The sequence below is a fragment of the Agrobacterium sp. 22-223-1 genome, from assembly GCF_053522385.1.
On the sequence record NZ_JBNWCN010000003.1, the window covers coordinates 17,524 to 41,850 of the forward strand.

The window sequence follows — 24,327 nt, forward strand, 5'->3', positions numbered from 1 at the left end:
AAAATGGTGCGTTTTTGCCGGTGTTGCGCCGGCGGGATTAAACTTTTTTCAATGAGAAAGCGGCACTATCGCAAGGCTCGGACAGCGTGGTCCGGAGCTTGTCCCGCGTGTGTTCCTCATCCTTCGAGCCACGTGTTGGGGTGAGGGCGTAAGACGGGGTACTTGATGTCAGGATGTTGCGGGTGAAAGCTGTATTCGGACGAATGCGGTTTTCGCGCAAGCTCGTTATGATTGGAGGCGGGATCCTGCTTTTGGCGGGTGCGACCGGCTCTGCTGCCGTGTTTATCGGCAGCGAGCGGCTGCTCGGCCCATCCTATGCCTCCACCAACGGGCTTTCCTGCGACGCGGTCCAGACGGTTAATATCCGCAAGAACGGTTCCTTATGGGTCCGCAAATTCATTCGCACCCAGGGCGGTGACGGCACAGAGCGGCTGAAGACTGCGCTTCGTGTCGCAAGGGCGGTTTACGACAAGCAGAAACCCGATCTGGTTCAGGTCTCCGTGCTCGACAAGAACGGTCCGCAGCTGCGCTCGGAAATGCGTGGCCGTGCCATTGCCGCACAGGTGGTTTTCATTCCCGATCCGGCAAAAATTCCCGAAGGCGCGGATGCCCATCGTTATTCGGCCTTTTATTACGATGGCGCCGCCAATGCCAGCGGCCAGTTTTACGGGTTGCGTATCGATCTGCCGCTGGAAGATGCCGAGGCGCTGGCGACAGGCCTCAGCGATTCGGCCGATTGTGCGACCCCGGCTCTGGATGGCGGTTCTGAAGGCCATGAAGCAAAACCCGCGAAAACTGCGACGGGACACGGCGAAACCAAAGATGACGGCGCGGGCGGCCACGGCGGCGCGCCGGCGGAAGCCAAAGACGGCGGGGCCGCCCACGGCGAAACCCCGTCTCCCGAAGCGCATGGCGAACCCGCTGCCGACGAACTTCTGACCTCGACGCCGGAAGCCGATGGCGGCAGCATCTTCAGCCTGTCCTATCTGAAATCGCTGATCTTCGGCAAAGGCTCGACGACCGCACAGGCGGCGGAAGAAAAGCCGGCTGCCGAAAATGCGACGGCGGAAGAACCCGGTGCGGAGAAAAAGGCCGCGAGCCACTAAGCGGGCGAGGGCGGTTTCTCTCCCCGAATCCTTCCGGGGCTCGCATCTGACGTGTCAGATATCCGGCCCGATCCGCAGGCGGCCAGCCGGATTTGGAAATTTCTTCCGTTTGTTGACGATTGCCGGAGAGAAACTCTGCGACAGGGCGGCAAAGGCGGCAATGCGGGCGATCAGCTTTTCCCGATCACCTTTTGTCACGGCTTCGTAGCTCTTTATCTCGTCGATATAGCCCGTCAGCCAGTCTTGATATTTGCCTTCGTTCCACAGCCGCTCAGTCGCAAACACCGTGTCTTCCAGCCGATCATAGGCAACGAGCGTCCGTCGCCAGCGATGCTCGTCGAAATCCAGCGCGCCGTTGGCGAAGAGCGATCCGACCTCGAGGCCGTAGCTCATCAGCTTCGCAGAGCGTTCCGGCGGCATGGTGAGGTTCAGCCCGCCTTCCTCCTCGTTGAGGAAAACGCGGGCGATGCGTTCTCTCTGGCCCGGCATGGTGGCGAGCGACTGATCCTGCCAGTCCTTCGCCGAACTGAGGATGCTGCCGAGAAAGCCGCTCATTTTTTCCATCTTGTGAACGGGCACGCCGATCCCTTCGCCCGCCGCCTGCGGGATCGTGACGCGCTTGCCGCTACTTGCGATGGATTTCGGCAATTCATCGAGGCTAAGCGCGAAAGTGGGGCGCGACGGAAGCAGGGCATCGAAAAGATGAATGGGGAAGTTGCTGCTGATGCCGCCATCGGAGAACCAGATTTTCGCCTTCATGACGGGCCGCGCTTTGCCGCCGAGACGCTGCACGATATCCAGCGTGCCGCGATCGTTGGTATAGGCCGGAATGGCCTTGAACAGCACCGGGAAGCTCAGGCTCATGCGCGTTGCGATGATGACCGGCAACTGGGCGGGCTCCGGAAAAGCCTTGAGTTCGGGAAAGGGGCCGCCCGGTGTTGCGATCTGCTTCAGCCAGTTCATCACGGCCGCGGGAAAGAGCTGGCTCCATTCCGTCGGGTCGTAAGCCACCATGAGACTGGTGGTCGGAAGCGTGTGCGGCCGCCGCATCGACAGGTTCGTCGTGACCATCTTCAGGTTGATGACCGGTTTCTCCGGCTCCGCACCGATGAGGTCGCCGAAGGTCAGCGGTGGCGCGGTTGCGGCATCGCTGCCGAAAGCGATGTCCTGGATCGATGCATGAAGCCATTCCGTCAGGCCCGGAACCTCGGCATCGGAAACCGTTAGTCCCGAGCAGAAACCGAAGCCGTCCCTTGGCAACCGGTAGAAAACCAGCCACAGGATCTGGCCGAGGATGCCGGCCAGCATTCCCACCAATCCGCCGAGAACCGACCCGGCCCAACCGCCGCCCAGAACCCACAAGGCGCCGGCGCCGATGACAATGCCGGCTATGGCTGCCAGCGGAAAAGCCAGGAGCAAGCCCAAAACCTTGCCCGGCCAGCCGCCGGCCTGCGCCCACAGCAGGTAACGCATCAGCGGGCGAAAACGGCGCTGCGGCTGGAAAAGCCTGTCCAGAATGGTGGGTATCGTGTCGCAATGAGCCTGCAGGCGGGTGAAACCATCCGGATCGTTTCTGACCGTGCGGGAATATTCCGCCGCCGCCGCAAAGGCGGCGGCAATCGCCCCGGCCGATGTGCCGCCTATCGAGCGGAAGCGATACCGGCGCGCCAGTTCCAGAACGGCATAGGGATAAACGACACCGGAGGTGATGCCACCTTTCATCACCACGTCGCATTCCTTTTCAGGTGCGGCGAACATATCGGGCTGGTATTTGGGAAGCTCATTCTCGGGCATGCGTATCTCCCCCGGCGGCTCCTGATCGAAAGCCGTCAAACACAATGCGAATGATGGAGAATGGGTATCACAAGTTGAGGCGATATCGCCAGTATATTCTACTGAAAGTTAAATAAACCGACGCGATCCGTTCGCTGAGAGCCGGATAGTTACTTGCGAGCGTCTATCTATGGAGGGGAAAACCGACAGACAAACGGGGCGAAACCTCGCCACACTCTCCGACGTCAAGAAAATATGCCCCTTCGCCACTAACGAGAAAGTTGGGGCGCGGAAGGCGGCCGTGAGGCCGCCCCAGGTTTCGTCCGATCAGTCCGCCTTGTTGCGGCGGGCCGGAAAGAGAATGACGTCGCGGATCGACGGGGCGTTGGTCAGAAGCATGATCAGGCGATCGACGCCGATGCCGAGGCCGCCGGCGGGCGGCATGCCCTGGTCGATGGCGTCGAGGAATTCGTCGTCCAGCTGCTTGTCCTTTTCGCCGCGGGCGTGCGCCTGCTCCAGCTGCTCCACCATGCGGCGGCGCTGTTCTTCCGGATCGTTGAGTTCTGAGAAGGCGTTGCCCACTTCCCAGGCGTTGCAATAGCTTTCGAAACGCTCGACGAGGCGCGGTTCGCCCGGCACTTCCTTGGCGAAGGGCGAAATGTCCTTCGGGAAATGCGTCACATGGCTCGGCTGGATCAGCGTGCCTTCGACCTTTTCTTCAAAGATGAAGGCAAGGCATTCGCCCCAGGTCCAGTCCTTCTCCACCGCAAAACCGGCGGCCTTGGCGGCAGCGCGGGCTTCTTCGTCGGTCTTGAGGCCAAGGAAATCGATACCGGTCGCTTCCTTTACAGCATCAGGCATCGGCACACGCTTGAACGGACCCTTGAAGGAGATCGTCTGGCCCTGGAATTCCACTTCGGTCGTGCCGTGCAGGGCAATCGCCAGCGTCTCGAACAGCCGCTCCACGAGACCCATGATGTCTTCGTAGTCGGCATAGGCCCAGTAGCACTCCATCATGGTGAATTCAGGATTGTGCCTTGTGGAAACGCCTTCGTTGCGGAAGTTGCGGTTGATTTCGAAGACCTTGTCGGTGAGGCCCGAAACCAGCGTGCGCTTCAGGAACAGTTCCGGCGCGATGCGAAGATACATGTCCATCTTCAGCGTGTTGTGGAAGGTCTTGAACGGATCGGCCGTCGCGCCGCCATAGATGGTCTGCAGCATCGGCGTTTCCACTTCGAGGAAGCCTTCGGCTTCCATGAAGCGGCGGATGCCGGAGAGAATCTTCGAACGCTGCAGGAAGCGCAGCTTGGATTCCTCGTTGGAGAGAATGTCGAGGTGGCGCTTGCGGTAACGCAGCTCGATGTCGGAGACGCCGTGCCACTTTTCCGGCATCGGCAGCAGCGACTTCGTCAGCATGGTGATTTCTTCGGCGTTGATCGTCAGCTCGCCGCGCTTGGTGCGGCGCACCTTGCCGGTCACGCCGATGATGTCGCCGATATCGATCATCGGCAAAAGGTTGCGCGCCGCTTCCGGCGTCGTATCCTTGTGGGAGAAGATCTGCACCTTGCCCGAGGCGTCATGGATATCCATGAACATGCCGGAATTGCGCGAGGAATAAACGCGACCGGCCACCGTCACCGTATTGCCGGTTTCGACGTCGGCTTCGATATCGGCATATTTTTCCGCGAGCTCCGCATTGGTCAGCGTGCGGTGGAAATGCGCCGGATAGACATCGCCGATCTGCTCGCGCAGCAGCGCAAGTTTCTGGCGGCGCACTTCGGTGGCGTCGGAGGAGAGGGCGGTGGTTTCGGTCGTCTTGTCGTTCATCGTATTCGCCTTCAGCGGCCTTGTTCGTTGCGGTTACCCTGTGTGCTCCGGGCTTACCCCCCTCTGTCCTGCCGGACATCTCCCCCTCAAGGGGGGAGATCAGATGCCGCGCCCGCCCGTTCCATGGGCAAGGTGTCAGCCGCTTGTCGATCTCCCCCCTTGAGGGGGAGATGCCCGGCAGGGCAGAGGGGGGTACCCCGAGCGGAGGGGTATATTTCAGTCTGCCGGCGTCACCGCCAGCACATAACTATCAGCTTCCGCTGCCCACCATCGTGGCCACGACAGCAATCGCCATCTTCAAACGCTGGCGCACCACGGAGCGGCCAAGCAGCGCCATCGAGTCAAACAACGGCAGCGAGCGCGAGGAACCGGACATGGCCACAAACAGCGGCGGCGTCACGACGCGCAGCTTCTTGCCGGTGCGTTCGGCCACATCGCGCAGTTCGGCCTCGATCGCTTCCACATTCCAGTCCGGCATTTTTTCGAGGTCTGCGGCAACCGTGGTGAGGATTTCGTGGATTTCCTCCGGTTTGCTCTTCAGCCCGGCAAAGGAAGCCGGCGTCAGGCCGACATCGCTCGCCAGCAGGAAGCCGGCAAGGTTCGGCAATTCGCCGAGTCTGGAAATGCGGCTCTGGGCAAGCTTCAGGCCTTCGGTCAGGCGGGCATTTTCCATCGCCCATTCCAGCGTGCGGGCAATGAACTCCTCCGGCGACAGCTTTTCGCGCAGCCAGCGGCCGTTCAGCCAGTCCAGCTTCTGGATATCGAAGATCGCGCCGGCCTTGGACAGCGCTTCCGGATCGAACTTCGCCGCCAGCTCGTCCATGGTCAAGAGCTCTTCGCCTTCGGCGATCTGGATGAAGAACAGGCCAAGGAAGTTCATCAGCGCTTCCGGCAGGTAACCGAGCGCAGAATAATAGGAGATCGAGGTCGGGTTCTTGCGCTTGGAAAGCTTCGACTTGTCGGCATTGCGCATCAGCGAAAGATGCATGAACGTGGGCTGGTCCCAGCCGAAATAACGGTAAAGCAGAATGTGCTTGGGCACGGATGCCAGCCATTCTTCGCCGCGTGCCACATGGGTGATCTTCATCAGATGGTCGTCGATGACGTTGGCCATGTGATAGGTCGGCATGCCGTCGGCCTTGATCAGCACCTGCATATCGACCGAATCCCACGGGATCGAGACATCGCCATAAACGCCGTCATGGAAATCACACGAACCTTCGGTCGGGATTTTCATGCGCACGACATTGGGTTCGCCGGCGGCGACGCGGGCGGTGACTTCCTCGGCCTTCAGGTTGAGGCAATGGCCGTCATATTTCGGCGGCTTGCCGGCGGCGCGCTGCGCCTCGCGCATTTCTTCCAGGCGCTCGGGCGTGCAGAAACAGCGGAAGGCATGGCCTTTTTCCAGAAGCTCTTCAGCATAGGGCCAATACATGGCCTTGCGCTCGGACTGGCGGTAGGGACCGTAAGGGCCGCCGACGTCAGGGCCTTCCGACCAGGTCAGGCCGGTCCAGCGCAGGGCTTCCAGCACTTTCTGCTCATATTCGAGGGTCGAGCGGGTGGCGTCGGTATCCTCGATGCGCAGGATGAACTCGCCGCCGTGTTTCTTGGCGAAGAGATAGTTGAACAGCGCGATATAGGCGGTGCCGACATGCGGCTCGCCGGTGGGGGAAGGTGCGATGCGGACGCGAACGCCGGAAGTGGTCATGAAATTCACTCGTCGTGACGTGGCAGTGACATCGGGGCGGTTTCACCCGTCTGTCACGATGTTTTCGTTTGGATGCGGCAGGAAATCATGTTGGAAGACGCAATGAAAGCGCCTTTTGCACATTCCCGTTCGGCTTCGGCTTAGGCCATATTCTGCCGCAGGCGTCAAGGAAATACGAAGCCCGCGCTGGTTCAGCGTCCCAGCTGAGAGTCCTAGCTCACTGGCCAGACGTAAAGCAGCATGGGAATGCTGGCGATGACGATCATGATCGACAGCGGCAGGCCAAGGCGCGGATAGTCGCTGAAGCGATAACCGCCGGGACCCATGACCAGCGTATTGCACTGGTGGCCGATGGGGGTGAGGAAATCGCAGCCCGCGCCGATCGCCACCGCCATCAGGAAGGCCTCCGGCCGGAAACCGAGTGTGGTGGCGAAACCGGCGGCGATGGGGGCCATGACCAGCACGGTGGCGGCATTGTTGAGAAAGGGCGTTACCGCCATGGCGGTGAGCAGGATCATGCCCAGCGCCGCAAAGGGCGGCAATCCCTGTGCGGCATGGCCGAGCCAGGCGGCGATCAACTCGCTTGCCCCGCTGGTACGCAGGCTGTCGCTGACGGGAATGAGGGCGGCGAGCATGACGAGGATCGGCCCGTCGATGGATTTATAGACTTCGGTGAGCGGGATAGCGCCGACGACGATCATCAGGAAGGCGGCGGCGAAAAAGGCAACGGAGACCGGCACCAGCCCGCTGCCGGCGGCGATCATGGCGGCAGCGAGCACGATGACGGGCAGAAGCGCGCGGCGCTGCACGCCCAGCAGGATTTCCCGCTGCGCCAGCGGCAAGAGCGAAAATTCCTGCAATACCTGCGGCAGGTTCTTGCGGCTGCCCTGCAGAAGAATGACGTCGCCCGCCTGCAATGTCAGCTCAGAGAGCCGCTGGCTGACGCGCTGGCCGCGCCGGCTGACGGCGATCAGATTGACGCCACGCGTATAGGAGAGCGAAAGCTCGCGGGCGGAAATGCCGCTCAGCACCGATTCATTGCTGATGACCGCTTCCATGGAGATGAGGTCGGCGGTTTTCTGGCCGTTCTCCTTCAGCGGCTTGCCGGAAAGCAAAAGCTTTGCCTGCGAGACGATGCGGTCCAGCCCCTCCGGGCTGCCTTCGAGAAGAATCGTGTCACCCGCCTTCAGCGTCACGTCGGGGAAGGGGGAGATGCGCCGGGGGCCGCGCAGGATGGTGCTGGCGATCACATCGCCGTCGGCCTGTTTCAGCAATTCGCGCAGCGGCCTCTCCGCATGGGTGCTGTCGGCGGGCAGGGTGGCTTCGGCGGTATAGGCGGACTGGTCGAGAATATCCTCCACCGATGCCTGCTGGCGGTTGCGCACCGGCAGCAGCCGGTAGCCGAAGGTCAGGAAGATGATGCCGATGACGGTCAGCCCCGCGCCGACGGGCGTGAAGTCGAACATCGAAAAACTCTGCCCGGTCATCTCCTCGCGCAGCCGCGAGACGACGATGTTGGGCGAGGTGCCGATCTGCGTCATCAGTCCGCCCAGCAGGGCGGCGAAGGCCATGGGCATCAGATAATAGGAGACCGGGCTGCCGGATTTGCGGGCGAACTGGAAGGCGACCGGCATCATGATGGCGAGCGCGCCGATATTCTTGATGAAGGCCGACATCACGGCGACGACGATCATCAGGAAGGCGAGCTGCAGGCTCTTGGAGTGCATTTCGGGGAAATATTTCTTGATCGTCATATCGACGATGCCCGACCGCGCCACCGCCGAGCTGACCACCAGCGCGCTGCCGACGATGATGACGATATCGTCGGAAAAACCGGAAAAAGCTTTTTCGAAAGGCACGACGCCGAGCGCGACGGCCACGAGCAGCGCACTGCAGGCGACGACATCGTAACGCAGCCTGTCCCAGATGAACGCGACCATCATGCCGGCGATGACGGTGAAGGCGAGAATCTGGTCTGTCGTCATCTGGGCGGGTTACTTTCGCATGCGGGGAGATGGAATCGTATCTGCTTTTTTGTAAGGAACGTAACCATCAACGCAAGTGCGCAACGGGAGTTCCTCCCGCAGGCGCATATCGTTTCATTGCATGAAAAAACTGTCGATATAATCTGCTGCCCGGTCAGAGATGCCGACGATCTTGTCTGTCGCCTGGCGATAAAGCTTGAAATTGAGCTCGGTTCCGGGCTGCCCGTCGTCCCAGTCACGGAAGTCGCGAAGTTCCGCACGACCCAGCGGACGCAGAGCGGTTGCGGTTCGTTTTATGGTGAGATCGACCCGGGGTGTCTGTCGCGCGATGCCGGGTTTGCGGGCAACTGCTTGGGCGCTTGTCACCGTGCCGCGCGCGATGAGGCCATGCCCGCCCTCATTTTCACTGGCAAACAGAAAAACGGTGTCGCCTTCCGTTATGGTCTTGCCGCCATACATGGTTTTTTGCGCGGCGAATGCGAAGGTTTCCGCGTCGGGATTCGAGATTTCCGCTTTGATGACGAAAGCCATGTTCTCTTCCCCTCCGGGCGGTGCGGGATGTCGACACCGCTTTGTCCGGTTTTGGTAGCGCAAGGCCCGCATGTGGCGGGCCCTGCAAGTCGTCGCAGCCGTCACTGCGGCTGTTTTTTCTTTCGCCTCGCATTGCGGGCCAGCATGTTGAGCAGTTCCACCAGCGCCGAGAACGCCATGGCGGCATAGACGTAGCCCTTCGGAACATGGAAGCCCATGCCTTCGGCGATCAGCGTCGTGCCGATCATCATCAGGAAGGCGAGCGCCAGCATGACGATGGTGGGGTTGCGCTCGATGAAGTTGGCGAGCGGCGTTGCGGCCAGCAGCATGACGGTGACGGCCACGATGACCGCGACGATCATGATCGGCAGATGCGGCGTCATGCCGACGGCGGTGATGATGCTGTCCACCGAGAAGACGAGGTCGAGCAGCAGGATCTGGCCGATGGCGGCGCCGAAATTCATGCCCACGGGGCCACCCACCATGTCTTCCTTGTGGTCTTCCGGGTCGACATTGTGGTGGATTTCCTTGGTGGCCTTCCACATCAGGAAGAGACCGCCGGCGATAAGGATCATGTCCTTCCAGGAGAAGGCGTGGCCGAAGAGTTCGAAGACCGGCGTGGTGAGCTGCACGATCCATGCGACGGTGCCGAGCAGGCCGAGACGCATGACGAGCGCAAGGCCTATACCGATCTTGCGGGCTTTTTCGCGCTGTTCGGGCGGCAGCTTGTTGGTGAGGATGGAGATGAAGATCAGGTTGTCGATGCCGAGCACGACCTCCATGACGATCAGCGTGACGAGCGCCACCCAGGCGGCGGGGTCAGATAGAAGAGGGAGAATGGACTCCATCAGGTAGGTTTTCCTTTCAGCAACAAGGCCAGCCGAAACATTCGGTGGGTGGAATTTATAGCGCAATACGCGAGAAACAAGGAGTTGATGGCTCCGGGGCGCAAGATTTCATCGAAATTTCGCGCAGACCGCGTATTGGCGTTCACGCCGTTGCGAGTGCATTTCCAGGAAAAGTGGCCCCCGGTTTTCCGTCCGGGAATGCGCCAGAACAAAGAGTTAGAGTGTTTTCGCGATTCGGGGAAAAGCGAAAAAACTCTAAATGATCTCAGGCCTTGTCGGTTCCGTAGGCGGCCATGAATACCTTGATGGCGCTGGCGATCACCCGGTCCAGTTCTTCTTCCGGAACCGGGCCTTCGATCTCTCCGAACAGGCGCAGCTTGAAGAAGGTGCCGGTGGAAAGCTCGATATATTGCCGGGCGGCCAGTTCCACGTCATCGACCTTCAGATGGCCGAGCGCGACATGGTGCTCGATAAAATCCTGAAGCACGGTGCGGACATTGTTGGGTGCGGCGATGAAGAAGCGCTGCGCCAGCTTCGGCATGCGGTCGATGACGCCGATGACCGAGCGCATGGCCGGGATCATCTCCGAGCAGATCATCTTGTTGGCGAAGGCCTTGCCGAATTGTCTCAGCCCGTCGCGCACCTCTTCGGTGCCGGCCAGAATATTGCGCATGGAGGTGGCGAATTCCTGCCGGTGGTGATCGACCAGCGCCGCGAACAGATCCTCCTTATTGGAGAAATAGACATAGATCGTGCCCTTGGAAACGCCCGCTTCGCGCGTGATGTCGTTCATGCTGGCCGCATCGAAACCCTTGCGCTTGAACACACGCCAGGCGCCCGCCAGAATCTGCTCGCGTTTGGCCGGGTCTTCACCCGCCGCAAAACGCCCGGCGGCATTGCCCGGACAGCCCGTTTCCGTTTCCGTCTCCATATCCCTGTCTTCACCTGCCATCGCTACCGTCTCTTAGCATCGCAATGGCGTAAAAAAAATTAACCGAACGTCGAACCAATCGGTTCGATAACACTTGATATGTGTCAGGAAAGAGATTATGTCAATCGAACCGAACGGTTCAGTTCGAAAAACTTTCTTCAATTTATCACGGTAAGCTCCCATGTCGGCCCAGAAGAATAGCGCGGTTCGCGCCGTCAACGATGCGGAAGAGGCGGATATCTCCGCCAAGGCCGAGACCTCTCCGGCAAAGCCGGCTGAGGCCGCGCCGCCGCAGCAGCCCCAGACCATTGCGGCGCCGAAGCAGAAGAAGCGTTCGAAGCTTCTGCCGGTCATCGCTGTCGCCCTTCTCGCCGGCGCCGGCTGGTACGGTTACAACTGGTGGGTCGACGGCCGCTTCATGGTGTCGACGGACGACGCCTATATAGAAGGCGATATCGCCGTCATCGCACCGAAGGTTTCGGGCTATGTCGCCAAGGTCAACGTGGTCGAGAACCAGGAAGTCAAGGCGGGCGATCCGCTGGTGACGCTGGACGACGGCGATTATCGCATCGCGCTCGATCAGGCCGAAGCCCAGATCCGCACCGAGCAATTGTCGCTGAAGCGCATCGATGCGCAGATCGTCGGCGGCGAAGCTTCGCTGGAACAGGCCGTCGCCCAGAAGGGTGCGCTGGATGCGGCCCTTCGCGGTGCCGAAATCACCCAGAAGCGCGCCAGCGAGCTGCAGGCGAAGGATGTCGGTACGGTTGCCGCTTCCGACAATGCGCAGGTCGCGCTCGATCAGGCCAAGGCGAATGTCGTGGCCGGCGATGCCGCCATCTCCTCGGCCAAGGCCAATGTGGAACTTCTGCGCGCCCAGCGCGAGGAGGCCGAAAGCACGATCCGTTCGCTGCAGCTTTCCCGCGACAAGGCCGCCCGCGATCTTTCCTTCACGGTTCTGAAGGCGCCCTATGACGGCGTCATCGGCAATCTGGCGGTTCAGAACGGCGATCTGGTTTCGGTCGGCAAGCGTCTGGCTTCGCTGGTGCCGATGAACGAGCTTTATATCGACGCCAATTTCAAGGAAACGCAGCTTGCGCGCGTGGTTCCGGGTTCGAAGGTTCGCGTGCATGTGGACGCCTTTGACGATGCGACCATTGAAGGCACGGTGCAGTCGATTTCGCCCGGCTCGGGTTCGGTCTTCTCCATGCTGCCGCCGGAAAATGCGACCGGCAACTTCACCAAGGTCATCCAGCGCGTGCCGGTGCGCATCGTCTTCTCCAGGGAAGACCTCGCCAGGCACAATCTGCGCGCCGGCCTCAGCGTCGTTGTCGATGTCGATACCCGCACGGCGCCGGAAACCACGAAAACGGCGCAAGTTAACCCGGAAGCCAAGTAAGGCGCATCGCTGATGCGCCGTTGAGGTCAAGATCATGGCGGCTACGGTTGTCGGTACGGGCGGGGCGTCCATCCCCGCCGATCCCCCGATGGACAGGCGCAGGCTCATCGCCTTCTTCGCGATGGTCTTCGGCATGTTCATGTCCATCCTCGATATTCAGATCGTCTCCGCCTCGCTGGCGGAAATCCAGGCGGGTCTCGGCGCGGGTTCCGATGAGATCGCCTGGGTGCAGACCTCCTATCTGATCGCCGAAGTCATCATGATTCCGCTGTCGGGCACGCTGGCGCGCATTCTCTCCACGCGCGTGCTCTTCGCCACCTGCGCGGCCGGTTTCACCATATCGAGCGCGCTCTGCGCCACAGCCACCAATATCGACCAGATGATCGTCTACCGCGCGATCCAGGGCTTTATCGGCGGCGGCATGATCCCCTCCGTGTTCGCCGCCGCCTTCACGATCTTCCCGCCTTCGAAGCGCTCGGTCGTCTCGCCGATCATCGGTCTCGTCGCAACGCTCGCGCCCACCATCGGCCCGACGGTCGGCGGTTATCTCTCCAATGCCTTTTCCTGGCACTGGCTGTTCCTCGTCAACATCATCCCCGGCATCATCGTCACCATCCTCACCTGGAGCCTGATCGATTTCGACAAGCCGGAAAAGTCGCTCTGGAAGAAGTTCGACTGGTGGGGGCTGATCTCCATGGCCGTCTTCCTCGGCTCGCTGGAATATGTGCTTGAAGAGGGCAACAACAAGGACTGGTTCAACGACGAGCACATCGTCATGGGAACGGTCGCCATGGTCATCGGCGCGGTCGTGTTCTTCTGGCGCGCCTTCAAGGTGGAATTCCCCGTCGTCGATATCCGCGCCTTCGCCGACCGCAACTTCTCCATCGGCTCGCTGTTTTCCTTCGTCATGGGCATCGGGCTTTACGGGCTGACCTATCTCTACCCGCTCTATCTCGGCCGGGTGCGCGGTTACGATGCGCTGATGATCGGCGAGACCATGTTCGTCTCCGGTCTTGCCATGTTCTTCACCGCGCCGATTGCCGGCAAGGTCTCCACCAAGCTCGACCCGCGGGCGATGATGGCCATCGGCTTCATCAGCTTCGGCTGCGGCACATGGATCATGACGCATGTGACGACCGACTGGGATTTCTACGAGCTGCTGATCCCGCAGATCCTGCGCGGTTTCGGCCTGATGATGTGCATGGTGCCGATCAACAACATCGCGCTCGGCACCCTGCCGCCGGCCCGCATCCGCAATGCGTCCGGCCTGTTCAACCTCACCCGTAACCTCGGCGGCGCGGTCGGTCTTGCCATCATCAACACCATGCTGTCGCAGCGCACGGACGACCATTATGTGCGGCTGGCCGAACATGTCAGCTATTCCAATCCGCAGGCGCTGGAATGGCTGAACAGTGTCGGCGCCAACTACGATTCCTACGGGCTGGACGGCGCGTCCGTCGCCGTCAAGAAACTGGTCGGCATGGTCTCGCAGCAGGCATGGATATTGGCCTTCGCGGATGTGTTCTTCGCGCTGACGCTGTTGTTCTCGAGCCTGATCTTCATGACCGTGCTGATCCAGAAACCCAAGGCAGCGCCGCCGCCAGACGCGGCGCACTAACAAGCATCCCCTCCCATCCACCGCAGAGCTGGGGCCGTCGGAAATGACGGCCCCTTTTTTGTTTTGAATACGGAGCGAGCGGGTGCCGCCCGCTTCTTCTCCCCGCCGGGGAGAAGTCCGCGGCAGCGGGATGAGGGGGCGAGGGTAACGATATGCGGAGAGCTGGCCCCCTCATCCGACCCTTCGGGCCACCTTCTCCCCCCTCGGGGAGAAGAAACACGCTGCAACGCCGTGAAAGAACCTCTGCCGATTGATCGCTGCGGCTTTGGGCAGAATATGAGGTACGTACATCATTTTTCAGTTTACCTCGACTGCAAAGCTGGATATGCAAGGGGAGGGAGGAGCCATGAAGCCGACAGTTCACGATATCGCCGAGCGGGCGGGCGTCAGTCTCGCCACCATCGACCGGGTGCTGAACATGCGCCCCGGCGTGCATGCGGCAACGCGGGCACGGGTGGAGGCGGCCATTGCCGAGCTTGGTTACGTGCGCGATATCGCGGCTGCCAATCTGGCCAAGGGCCGCAATTATTCGCTGGTCTTCATCCTGCCGGGCAATGACAATTCCTTCATGGCGACGTTGCGCACGGAAGTGCGGGCCGCAGCGGCACGGGCGCATCTGGAGCGCACGGCGATCCGCGTCATCGAGGTGCCGCCGTTCAATGCTACGGCGCTGACGGAGGCTCTCGAAGTCGCGCGGCAGGAAAAGCCCTCGGGCGTCGCCTTCGTCGCCACCGATTCCGAAGATGTGGCCGAAGCCGCCGACCGGCTGGCCGAAGACGGCATCGCCACGGTGACGCTGGTGTCCGATCTTTCCGGTTCGCGGCGGGATCATTATGCCGGCGTGGACAACGTCGCGGCCGGGCGCACGGCGGCGAGCCTGATGGGACGTTTTCTCTCCGGGCGCGGCGGCGATGTCGCGGTTGTCGCCGGCTCCATGCTGGTGCGCGACCATCGCGAACGTCTGGAAGGATTTCGCGCTGTCATCGAATCCGAATTTCCGCAATTGCGGCTGCTGCCGGTGCTGGAGGGCAGGGACGATCCGCTCACCGTCGAGACGCTGGTGCGCAAGGCGCTCGGCAATGCCGCGCTCTCCGGCATCTACAGCCTCGGCGCGGGCAATCGCGGCCTCATCCGGGCGCTTGGCGCGGCAGAGGGCGAAAGAGCGCTTTCGGTCATCGCCCATGAGCTGACGGAAAACACCGCCAATGCGCTGCGGGAAGGGCTGCTGGACGCCGTGCTCAACCAGGATGCCGGCCACGAGGTGCGCAGCGCCATCCGCGTTTTGAAGGCGCGGGCCGACGGTCTGCCCGTCATCGCCGCGCAGGAACGTATCCGTATCGACATATTCCTCAGGGACAATCTGCCCTGATGAGAGCATTTCCAGGAAAAGTGGCCGCCGGTTTTCCGTCCGGAAATGCGGTGACTTTTAAAAAACGCTGAAAGCGGCGCATGGCGCGCCGGAATGGAGAAATACATGTATCTCGGTCTCGATCTTGGCACATCCGGCGTCAAAGCCCTGCTGATGGACGGCGATCAGAAAATCATCGGCTCGGCCAACGGCTCGCTGGACGTTTCGCGCCCGCATCACGGCTGGTCCGAACAGGACCCGGCGGACTGGATTGCCGCGACGAAAACCGCCGTTGCCGGCCTGAAGCAGAAGTTTCCGAAGGAGCTTGCCGCCGTCAAGGGCATCGGCCTTTCCGGCCAGATGCATGGCGCAACGCTGATCGATGCGGCCGGCAAGGTGCTGCGCCCCTGCATCCTGTGGAACGACACGCGCTCTTATGCCGAGGCCGCCACGCTGGATGCCGATCCGCGCTTCCGCAAGATCACCGGCAACATCGTTTTCCCCGGTTTCACCGCGCCGAAGCTTGCCTGGGTGGCGAAGAACGAACCTGAAATCTTCGCGAAAGTGGCCAAGGTGTTGCTGCCGAAGGATTATCTGCGTCTTTGGCTGACGGGCGACTATATCTCCGAAATGTCGGATTCCGCCGGCACCTCCTGGCTCGATACCGGCGCACGCAAATGGTCTTCCGAACTTCTTGCCGCCACCGGGCTGGATGAAAAACACATGCCCTCGCTGGTGGAAGGCACGGATGAGGCGGGCGTGCTGCGCGCCGAACTTGGCTCCGAATGGGGCATTTCCGGCCGCACCGTCGTTGCCGGCGGCGCGGGCGACAACGCCGCTTCCGCCTGCGGCATGGGCACGGTGAAGGAAGGCCATGCCTTCGTCTCGCTCGGCACATCCGGCGTGCTTTTCGCCGCCAACGCCTCCTATCTGCCGAAGCCGGAAAGCGCCGTTCACGCCTTCTGCCATGCGCTGCCCAATACCTGGCACCAGATGGGCGTCATCCTCTCCGCCACCGATGCGCTGAACTGGTATTCGCGCCTCACCGGCCAATCCGCCGCCGATCTGACTGGCGAATTGGGCGAAACGCTGCTTGCACCAACCGGTGTCACCTTCGCGCCCTATCTCTCCGGCGAGCGCACACCGCACAACGACGCCGCCATTCGCGGCTCCTTCATCGGCCTTTCGCATGAAAGCGACCGCAAGGCGCTGACCCAGGCGGTGCTGGAAGGCGTGACTTTCGCCATCCGTGACAATCTCGAAGCGCTGAAGTCGGCCGGCACGTCCATCTCCCGCGTCACCGCCATCGGCGGCGGTTCGCGCTCGGCCTATTGGCTGGCCTCCATCGCCACCTCGCTCGGTGTGCCCGTCGATATTCCGGCCGAGGGCGATTTCGGCGCCGCCTTCGGTGCGGCCCGCCTCGGCCTCATTGCCGCGACCGGGGCCGATCCGGTGGCGGTTTGCGCGCAGCCGGAAACGGCGCGGACCATCGAGCCGGTGGCGGCGCTGGCCGGCGCCTATGAGGAGGCTTACCGGCGCTATCATGCGCTTTATCCGGCTATTCGGGCGCTTTCGCATTGAGACACGGTGTGTGCGGCTTCACCCCCCTCTGCCCTGCCGGGCATCTCCCCCTCAAGGGGGGAGATCGACAAGCGGCTACATCTCGTCCTCATGCGAGGCTGAGTATGGAGCGATCGATAGCGTCCTGCTGATCTCCCCCCTTGAGGGGGAGATGTCCGGCAGGACAGAGGGGGGTGAGCGGCAAACGCCGACCCTGAAATTTCAGAACACCATCTAAACCCACCCCAAGAGGAGGATCACCATGAGCACAGGTTTCTTCGGCGATATTGCCAAGATCGAATATGAAGGCCCCGACAGCACCAACCCGCTGGCTTTCCGTCATTACAACCCCGACGAAATCGTCGCCGGCAAGCGCATGGAAGATCACCTGCGTTTTGCGGTGGCCTATTGGCACACCTTCACCTGGCCGGGCGGCGACCCCTTCGGTGGCCAGACCTTCCTGCGCCCATGGTTCGAAGATACGATGCAGGCGGCGAAACTGAAGGCGGATGTGGCTTTCGAATTCTTCTCGCTGCTCGGTTCGCCGTTTTATTGCTTCCACGACGCCGACGTGCGCCCGGAGGGCCGGAACTTCGCGGAGAATACCAAGAACCTCAACGAGATCGTTGATTATTTTGCCCAAAAGCAGGCCGATACCGGCGTGAAGCTTCTGTGGGGCACGGCCAACCTCTTCTCCAACCGCCGCTTCATGTCGGGTGCTGCCACCAATCCCGATCCGGATGTTTTCGCTTTCTCCGCCGCGACCGTGAAGACCTGCATGGACGCCACCAAGAAACTCGGCGGCGCGAACTATGTTCTGTGGGGCGGCCGCGAAGGTTACGAGACCCTGCTCAACACCGATCTGTCGCGTGAACTCGACCAGCTCGGCCGCTTCCTCAATCTGGTGGTGGAGTATAAATACAAGATCGGCTTCGAAGGTACGATCCTGATCGAGCCGAAGCCGCAGGAGCCGACCAAGCACCAGTATGACTACGACGTCGCCACCGTTTACGCCTTCCTGCAGAAGAACGGTCTGGAAAAGGAAGTGAAGGTCAATATCGAGCAGGGCCACGCCATTCTCGCCGGCCATTCCTTCGAGCACGAACTGGCCATGGCCAATGCCTTCGGCATTTTCGGCTCCATCGACATGAACCGCAACGATTACCAGTCCGGCTGGGATACCGACCAGTTCCCCAACAACGTGCCGGAAATGGCTCTCGCTTATTACCATGTTCTGGCCGGCGGCGGTTTCAAGAACGGCGGCACCAACTTCGATTCCAAGCTGCGTCGTCAGTCGCTCGATCCGCAGGACCTGCTGATCGGCCATATCGGCGGCATGGATTGCTGCGCCCGCGGCCTGAAGGCGGCGGCGAAGATGATCGAGGACGGCGCGCTGTCGAAGCCGCTTGCGGAGCGTTACGCCAAATGGGATTCGGCTGAAGCCCAGAAGATGCTGCGCGGCGAGTTGAAGCTGGAAGAGATTGCCGCTCTGGTGGAGCGCGAGGATATCAATCCCGAGCCGAAGTCCGGCCGTCAGGAATATCTCGAAAACGTGGTCAATCGTTACGTTTGACGCGGGCAATAGGGGGCAACGGCAGCGTCGCCCCCTCATCGCCTCGCTTCGCTCCGGCACTTCTCCCCGGCGGGGAGAAGAACAAGCGGGGTGCTCTTTGCCCAAAGCGACCTCTCCTGAGAATATGCTGCGGTCACTGCACAATTCTTCTCCCCGGCCGGGGAGAAGGTGGCCCGAAGGGCCGGATGAGGGGGCCCGCTCGCCATCTCTTCCCAAAGGCGAGGACAATTCCACACCGCCACTCCTTCCTTTTCAGTCACTTCCCGAAAAATACGTCCCCACTCATCCCCATCAGCCCATTTGGCCGCATCATTCCTCCCGCAACCGGAACGGAAGGGCGATACGCGCGGCGCCTTTCGCGAACCGGAGGCCGGCATCGACAAGCATGGTTCTGGCAGACCGTGTTTCGGAAAGGCATTCCGCCGGGCCAGAGGCGGGAAGGACCGATCCGATAGGTGCCGTGAAAAGGCTGTGACCGATGGGCTGCCGTGGCGGCCTGATGATACGGCCCGGTGAATGCAACGACTTCCACCATCTCCCATCTCCCACCCGCATTCTCCGGGTCGATGCCTTGCGCCGCCGGCAAACCGCTGCGGCGGCAATCCCCCATGCAAAGCGCTTTGGACTTGTTAACTGCGCATCCTGAAACGTTGTAGATTCCTGCCGCCCACGACTGTACCTGCCGGCCGACATGGTCTAAACCGCTGCTGATCTTTTCACGCTCGATGGACAGAGAAGGGCCTCGTAAATGACCGATCCCAAAACGCTAGCCGCCCGTTTCCCCGGCGATTTCCTGTTCGGCGTCGCGACCGCCTCTTTCCAGATCGAAGGCTCCACGAAGGCGGATGGCCGCAAGCCCTCCATCTGGGACGCCTTCTGCAACATGCCGGGCCATGTCTTCGAGCGTCACAATGGCGATATTGCCTGCGATCACTACAATCGCTGGGAGCAGGATCTCGATCTCATCAAGGACATGGGTGTCGAGGCCTATCGTTTCTCCATCGCCTGGCCGCGCATCATTCCGGATGGTTTCGGGCCGATCAACGAGAAGGGGCTGGATTTCTACGACCGCCTCGTCGATGGCTGCAAGGCGCGCGGCATCAAGACCTATGCGACGCTTTACCATTGGGACCTGCCGCTGACGCTGATGGGCGATGGCGGCTGGGCCTCGCGCTCCACCGCGCATGCCTTCCAGCGATACGCCAAGACCGTGATGGCCCGTCTGGGCGACCGGCTGGATGCGGTGGCGACCTTCAACGAACCCTGGTGCGCGGTGTGGCTCAGCCATCTCTATGGCATTCATGCGCCAGGCGAGCGCAACATGGAGGCAGCCCTTGCCGCCATGCATCACATCAATCTCGCCCATGGTTTCGGCGTGGAAGCCTCCCGCCATGTCGCGCCGAAAGTGCCGGTGGGGCTGGTGCTGAACGCCCATTCCGTCATCCCGGCTTCCGATAACGAGGCCGATCTCAAGGCCGCCGAACGGGCCTTCCAGTTCCACAACGGCGCGTTTTTCGATCCGGTCTTCAAGGGTGAATATCCGGCCGAGATGATGGAGGCGCTGGGAAGCCGCATGCCGGTGGTGGAGGCGGAAGACCTCGCCATCATCAGCCAGAAGCTCGACTGGTGGGGCCTGAATTATTACACGCCGATGCGCGTTGCCGACGATGCGACGCCGGGCGCGGAATTCCCCGCCACGACACCGGCCCCGGCCGTCAGCGATGTGAAGACCGATATCGGCTGGGAGGTCTATGCCCCGGCGCTCCAGTCGCTGGTGGAAACGCTCTACAAGCGTTACGACCTGCCGGAATGCTACATCACCGAAAACGGCGCCTGCTATAATATGGGCGTGGAAAACGGCGAGGTGGATGACCAGCCGCGTCTCGACTATTACGCCGAACATCTCGGCATCGTCGCCGATCTCATCCGCGAGGGTTATCCGATGCGCGGTTATTTCGCCTGGAGCCTGATGGATAATTTCGAATGGGCAGAGGGCTATCGCATGCGCTTCGGTCTCGTGCATGTGGATTACGACACGCAGGTGCGGACGCTGAAGAACAGCGGCAAATGGTACAGCGCGCTGGCTTCGGGCTTTCCGAAGGGCAATCACGGTTTGGTGAAGCCGTAACGGTCACCTCCCTCATCCCTGTGCTTGTCACAGGGATCCAGCCAGCCCAAGTCCTTGGGCTGAAAAGAGTCTTTCCGCCACGCAGACGCGTGTCGGCTGGATTCCTGTGACGAGCACAGGAATGAGGGTTGGGGGACGGCCGTGCATGAACTTTACGCGCCGCATCCGGTAGCAGGCGACGTGTCAGCGCCCGCCGCAATAAAGTTCTCTCCCCTTATTATCAGTTTTCCAAACTTTTTTATCGGTTACCCCGCGGTACCTGCTTGCGCCCGCCGTCCCGCCTCCTATGTCAGACGGGCTACGAAGGCGTAGCACCCGTTCTGGCGTCCAAGGGGCAGGGCGGGTTGGTCCTCCCAGGGAAAACGAACATGCTTATCGAAAAACTCAACTGGCGTTACGCCACCAAGAAAATGGATCCTTCCAAGGCCGTGTCGGAAGACAAGGTCGAGCGCATTGTCGAGGCGGCGCGGCTTGCCCCCACCTCCAGCGGCCTTCAGCCCTTCGAGGTGATCGTCGTCACCGATCCCGAAGTGCGCGCCAAGATCCGCGAGATCGCCTGGAACCAGGCGCAGGTCACCGACGGTTCGCATCTGCTGGTCTTTGCGGCATGGGACAATTACACCGAAGAGCGGATCAACCACATGTTCGATCTGGCCAACGAAGAACGCGGCATCAAGAATGAAGGCTGGGAAGCCTATCGTCAGATGCTGCTTTCCACCTATCCGCAGCGCGAGCAGCAGGTGAATTTCGAGCACGCCGCCCGTCAGGCCTATATCGGCTTCGGCATGGCCGTGGCTCAGGCCGCTTTCGAGGGCGTGGATTCCACCCCGATGGAAGGCTTCGACCCGGCGAAGCTCGATGAAATCCTCGGTCTGCGCGAGAAGGGCCTGCGCTCCGTCACCATCCTGCCGCTCGGTTATCGCCAGCCGGAAGGCGACTGGCTGGTGAACCTGAAGAAGGTGCGCCGCCCCGTCGGAGAATTCGTCAGCCGCGTCTGATTTTACGCCGCTCGCGAAAGCTAAAGCATTTCCAGGAAAAGTGGAATCCGGTTTTCCGTCCGGAAATGCGGCACACAAAGAGCTGGAGCGTTTTTGCGATTCGAAGAACGCAAAAACGCTCCAGACTGCCGCAGGGCTGCACACGCGGCTTTGCGGTAGATTTTTCCTCTCTTTTCAGATAATTGAAAAAACATCCCTGTTAAAAGGTGGCGTGTGCGGGCAAGTATGCGCCATCGAATTGCCGATCCCCGGCATTTCTGAGTGAAAGCCTGACGAAATGACCCGGAAAATCAGCTGTCATCGAATGTGCCAGAAGGCTGCATGAAGAGAGCGGTTCAGCACCGCAACAGGATTTTTTGAGACCCGATCCGTCACGCATTCCCAGAGTTTACAATGAGTTTTCCATCCAGCGCGGCATCCCCCGCGCGCCAAGAACAGGCGGTCCCTGAAGGGTCGGCAAAGGAGCCTATGGTCACGTTTGAAGGCGTGACCAAGACCTTTGGCGGCGCCGGCGGCAAGCCCGGCTTCGCAGCCCTTGCCGGTATCGACTACGTCGTGCCGAAAGGCTCCATCACCGGCATCATCGGCCGCTCCGGTGCCGGCAAGTCCACGCTCATCCGCCTCGCCAACGGCCTTGAAAAGCCCTCGACCGGCCGCGTGGTCGTCGATGGCGTCGATGTCGCGGCGCTCGATGAAAAGAGCCTGCGCACGCTGCGCCGTTCCGTCGGCATGATCTTCCAGCACTTCAATCTTTTGTCCTCGCGCACCGCTTTCGACAATGTGGCCCTGCCGCTCGAAATCGCCGGCATGGGCAAGAAGGAGATCGAAACGCGGGTTGCGCCGCTGCTCGATCTCGTCGGCCTTTCCGACAAGGCCAATCGTTATCCGGCGGAACTCTCCGGCGGCCAGAAGCAGCGTGTGGGCATTGCCCGTGCGCTTGCCACCCAGCCGAAGCTGCTCCTTTCCGACGAGGCGACATCGGCGCTCGATCCGGAAACGACGCAATCCATTCTCGAACTGCTGAAGCGCATCAATGCCGAGCTGGGGCTTACCGTGCTGCTCATCACCCACGAGATGGAGGTGGTGAAGACCATCGCCTCGCAGGTGGCGGTCATCGACAGGGGCCTGATCGTCGAGCAAGGCACGACCTTCGATATCTTCACCGCGCCGAAACATGAGACCACCCGCAGCCTGCTGTCGTCCTCGGTCGGCGTGAAGCTGCCGCATTGGGTCACTTCGGGCCTGAAACCGCAGGCGGCGGAAGGCGACCGCGTTCTGGTGCGCCTCGTGTTCTTCGGCGAGACGGCCTTCCAGCCGCTGACGGCGCGCCTCGTCGCCGAAATCGGCCCTGATGTGAACATCCTTGCCGGCACCATCGAGGAAATTTCCGGCCAGCCCTTCGGCTCGCTGGTCGTCTCCTATCCGGCCTCGGCGGATGTCACCGCCCGCGCCAATCGCTTTTATGCTGAGACCGGTCTTCACACGGAGGTGCTCGGTTATGTCGCCTGATATGCTGTTCAGCCTTCTCTCCAAGGGCCTGTTGCAGACGCTGCACATGGTCGCCGTTGCCGGCATCGTCGGCTCGCTGATCGGCGTGCCCATGGGCGTTTTCCTTGCCACCAGCGGCAAGGGCGAGCTGTTTCCGGCGCCGATGACCAACCGCATCCTCGGCCTCGTCGTGAACGCCGCGCGCTCCACGCCCTTCATCATTCTGGTGGTGGCGATCATTCCGTTCACCCGTCTCGTCGCCGGCACCTCCATCGGCACCAGCGCGGCCATCGTGCCGCTGACGGTCGCAACCGTGCCCTTCATCGCAAGGCTGGTGGAAGCGGCGATCCGCGAGGTGGACAAGGGCCTGATCGAGGCCGCCCGCGCCATGGGCGCCACGCCGCTGCAGATCGTCACCAAGGTTCTGCTTGCTGAAGCCAAGCCCGGCATCACGCTGGCGCTCACGCTCACGCTGGTCAGCCTCATCGGTTATTCGGCCATGGTCGGCGCGGTCGGCGGCGGCGGGCTGGGCGATCTCGGCATCCGCTACGGTTACCAGCGCTTCATGCCGGATGTGATGCTGGTCGTGGTTCTGGTGCTCATCGTGCTGGTACAGCTGGTGCAGAGCGCCGGCGACAGACTGGCCCGCAGCTTCGACAAGCGGACCCGGAAGAATTAACTGCGTTTATAATAACAACCCAAGGAGACACCCATGAAGAAACTCATTCTCGCGGCCTCGCTCGCCGCTCTCTTCACCGCCGGTCAGGCGCTGGCCGAGACCATCAAGATCGGCGTAACCCCCGCCGAGCACGCGCAGATCATGGAGCAGGTGAAGAAGATCGCGGCCGCCAAGGGTCTCGATATCGATATCGTCGAATTCTCCGACTATGTCGTGCCGAACCAGGCGCTGGCCGATGGCGAGCTGCAGGCCAACTCCTTCCAGCACCAGCCTTACCTCGACAACCAGATCGCTGACCGCAAGTTCGATCTCGTCAGCGTCGGCACCACCATCACCACCCCGATGGGCGTTTATTCGAAGAAGGTGAAGAACCTCGACGAGCTGAAGGACGGCGCAACCGTGGGCATTCCGAACGACCCGACCAATGGCGGCCGCGCGCTGCTGGTTCTCGCTTCCAAGGGCGTGCTCAAGGTCAAGGAAGAAGCCGGCCTCAAGGTAACGCCTGCCGACATCACCGAAAACCCGAAGAACATCCAGATCGTCGAGCTCGACGCCGCCCAGCTGCCGCGCTCGCTTGACGATACCGACGCTTCGGTCATCAACACCAACTATGCGACGGCTGCCGGCCTGAACCCGAAGAAGGACGCCATCGCCATCGAAAGCGAAAAGTCCCCTTACGCGAACGTCATCGCCGTTCGTGCGCAGGACAAGGACAAGCCGTGGGTGAAGACGCTGGTTGAATCCTACCAGAGCCCGGAAGTGAAGGCCTTCATTCTGGAAAAGTACAACGGCACGGTCATCCCGTCCTGGTAAGCCGCTCCAGCACTAGA

The 24,327-nt window shown here is 61.4% G+C and carries 18 protein-coding genes; 11 read left to right on the top strand and 7 right to left on the bottom strand.

Annotated elements, in window-relative coordinates:
* Positions 1 to 203 precede the first annotated feature (203 nt).
* Positions 204 to 1,106: a hypothetical protein gene (locus tag ACQZ60_RS15565; RefSeq protein ID WP_031234278.1), complete on the top strand. Its 903-nt coding sequence runs from the start codon at positions 204 to 206 to the stop codon at positions 1,104 to 1,106.
* A gap of 54 nt (positions 1,107 to 1,160) precedes the next feature.
* Here ACQZ60_RS15565 and ACQZ60_RS15570 read toward each other — a convergent pair whose 3' ends face one another.
* From ACQZ60_RS15570 to ACQZ60_RS15600, 7 genes are all read right to left on the bottom strand, one after another.
* Entirely contained in the window at positions 1,161 to 2,900 is a 1,740-nt protein-coding gene (locus ACQZ60_RS15570; RefSeq protein ID WP_020812137.1) for a patatin-like phospholipase family protein, read from the bottom strand.
* A 306-nt stretch (positions 2,901 to 3,206) separates the two neighbouring features.
* Complete coding sequence (gene lysS, locus ACQZ60_RS15575) at positions 3,207 to 4,706, bottom strand: lysine--tRNA ligase (protein ID WP_448735563.1); 1,500 nt, start codon at positions 4,704 to 4,706, stop codon at positions 3,207 to 3,209.
* Between the two features lie 250 nt (positions 4,707 to 4,956).
* Entirely contained in the window at positions 4,957 to 6,414 is a 1,458-nt protein-coding gene (gene gltX / locus ACQZ60_RS15580) for a glutamate--tRNA ligase (protein ID WP_269830150.1), read from the bottom strand.
* Positions 6,415 to 6,626: 212 nt separating this feature from the next.
* Positions 6,627 to 8,399 (bottom strand): SLC13 family permease, encoded by a 1,773-nt coding sequence (locus ACQZ60_RS15585; RefSeq protein ID WP_448735564.1) that lies wholly within the window; start codon positions 8,397 to 8,399, stop codon positions 6,627 to 6,629.
* Positions 8,400 to 8,513: 114 nt separating this feature from the next.
* The gene (locus ACQZ60_RS15590; protein ID WP_448735565.1) at positions 8,514 to 9,002 is read right to left on the bottom strand and encodes a hypothetical protein; all 489 of its coding nucleotides are present in this window, start codon (positions 9,000 to 9,002) and stop codon (positions 8,514 to 8,516) included.
* 29 nt (positions 9,003 to 9,031) lie between these two features.
* Positions 9,032 to 9,778: a TerC family protein gene (locus ACQZ60_RS15595; RefSeq protein WP_080853574.1), complete on the bottom strand. Its 747-nt coding sequence runs from the start codon at positions 9,776 to 9,778 to the stop codon at positions 9,032 to 9,034.
* A 265-nt stretch (positions 9,779 to 10,043) separates the two neighbouring features.
* Positions 10,044 to 10,730: a TetR/AcrR family transcriptional regulator gene (locus ACQZ60_RS15600; RefSeq protein WP_059758536.1), complete on the bottom strand. Its 687-nt coding sequence runs from the start codon at positions 10,728 to 10,730 to the stop codon at positions 10,044 to 10,046.
* A 160-nt stretch (positions 10,731 to 10,890) separates the two neighbouring features.
* On the opposite strand from ACQZ60_RS15600, the gene ACQZ60_RS15605 reads away from it, so the two are divergent.
* The 10 genes from ACQZ60_RS15605 to ACQZ60_RS15650 all read left to right on the top strand — a co-directional run bounded on the left by ACQZ60_RS15605 (position 10,891) and on the right by ACQZ60_RS15650 (position 24,310).
* Positions 10,891 to 12,105, top strand: a complete 1,215-nt coding sequence (locus ACQZ60_RS15605; RefSeq protein WP_448735566.1) for an HlyD family secretion protein — start codon at positions 10,891 to 10,893, stop codon at positions 12,103 to 12,105.
* A gap of 34 nt (positions 12,106 to 12,139) precedes the next feature.
* Complete coding sequence (locus ACQZ60_RS15610) at positions 12,140 to 13,723, top strand: DHA2 family efflux MFS transporter permease subunit (protein ID WP_003520997.1); 1,584 nt, start codon at positions 12,140 to 12,142, stop codon at positions 13,721 to 13,723.
* Between the two features lie 346 nt (positions 13,724 to 14,069).
* On the top strand, positions 14,070 to 15,092 hold the full coding sequence (locus ACQZ60_RS15615; RefSeq protein ID WP_448735567.1) for a LacI family DNA-binding transcriptional regulator: 1,023 nt from the start codon (positions 14,070 to 14,072) through the stop codon (positions 15,090 to 15,092).
* A 105-nt stretch (positions 15,093 to 15,197) separates the two neighbouring features.
* The gene (xylB, locus tag ACQZ60_RS15620; protein ID WP_448735568.1) at positions 15,198 to 16,652 is read left to right on the top strand and encodes a xylulokinase; all 1,455 of its coding nucleotides are present in this window, start codon (positions 15,198 to 15,200) and stop codon (positions 16,650 to 16,652) included.
* Positions 16,653 to 16,893: 241 nt separating this feature from the next.
* Positions 16,894 to 18,204: a xylose isomerase gene (xylA, locus tag ACQZ60_RS15625; protein ID WP_448735569.1), complete on the top strand. Its 1,311-nt coding sequence runs from the start codon at positions 16,894 to 16,896 to the stop codon at positions 18,202 to 18,204.
* Positions 18,205 to 18,952: 748 nt separating this feature from the next.
* On the top strand, positions 18,953 to 20,332 hold the full coding sequence (locus ACQZ60_RS15630; RefSeq protein ID WP_448734429.1) for a GH1 family beta-glucosidase: 1,380 nt from the start codon (positions 18,953 to 18,955) through the stop codon (positions 20,330 to 20,332).
* Positions 20,333 to 20,700: 368 nt separating this feature from the next.
* Complete coding sequence (locus ACQZ60_RS15635; RefSeq protein ID WP_448735570.1) at positions 20,701 to 21,330, top strand: NAD(P)H-dependent oxidoreductase; 630 nt, start codon at positions 20,701 to 20,703, stop codon at positions 21,328 to 21,330.
* Between the two features lie 468 nt (positions 21,331 to 21,798).
* On the top strand, positions 21,799 to 22,839 hold the full coding sequence (locus tag ACQZ60_RS15640; protein ID WP_004433400.1) for a methionine ABC transporter ATP-binding protein: 1,041 nt from the start codon (positions 21,799 to 21,801) through the stop codon (positions 22,837 to 22,839).
* Complete coding sequence (locus tag ACQZ60_RS15645; protein ID WP_004433403.1) at positions 22,829 to 23,497, top strand: methionine ABC transporter permease; 669 nt, start codon at positions 22,829 to 22,831, stop codon at positions 23,495 to 23,497. Before ACQZ60_RS15640 ends, ACQZ60_RS15645 begins: the two co-directional genes overlap by 11 nt.
* Before the next feature lie 33 nt (positions 23,498 to 23,530).
* On the top strand, positions 23,531 to 24,310 hold the full coding sequence (locus ACQZ60_RS15650) for a MetQ/NlpA family ABC transporter substrate-binding protein (protein WP_004433407.1): 780 nt from the start codon (positions 23,531 to 23,533) through the stop codon (positions 24,308 to 24,310).
* Positions 24,311 to 24,327 lie beyond the last annotated feature (17 nt).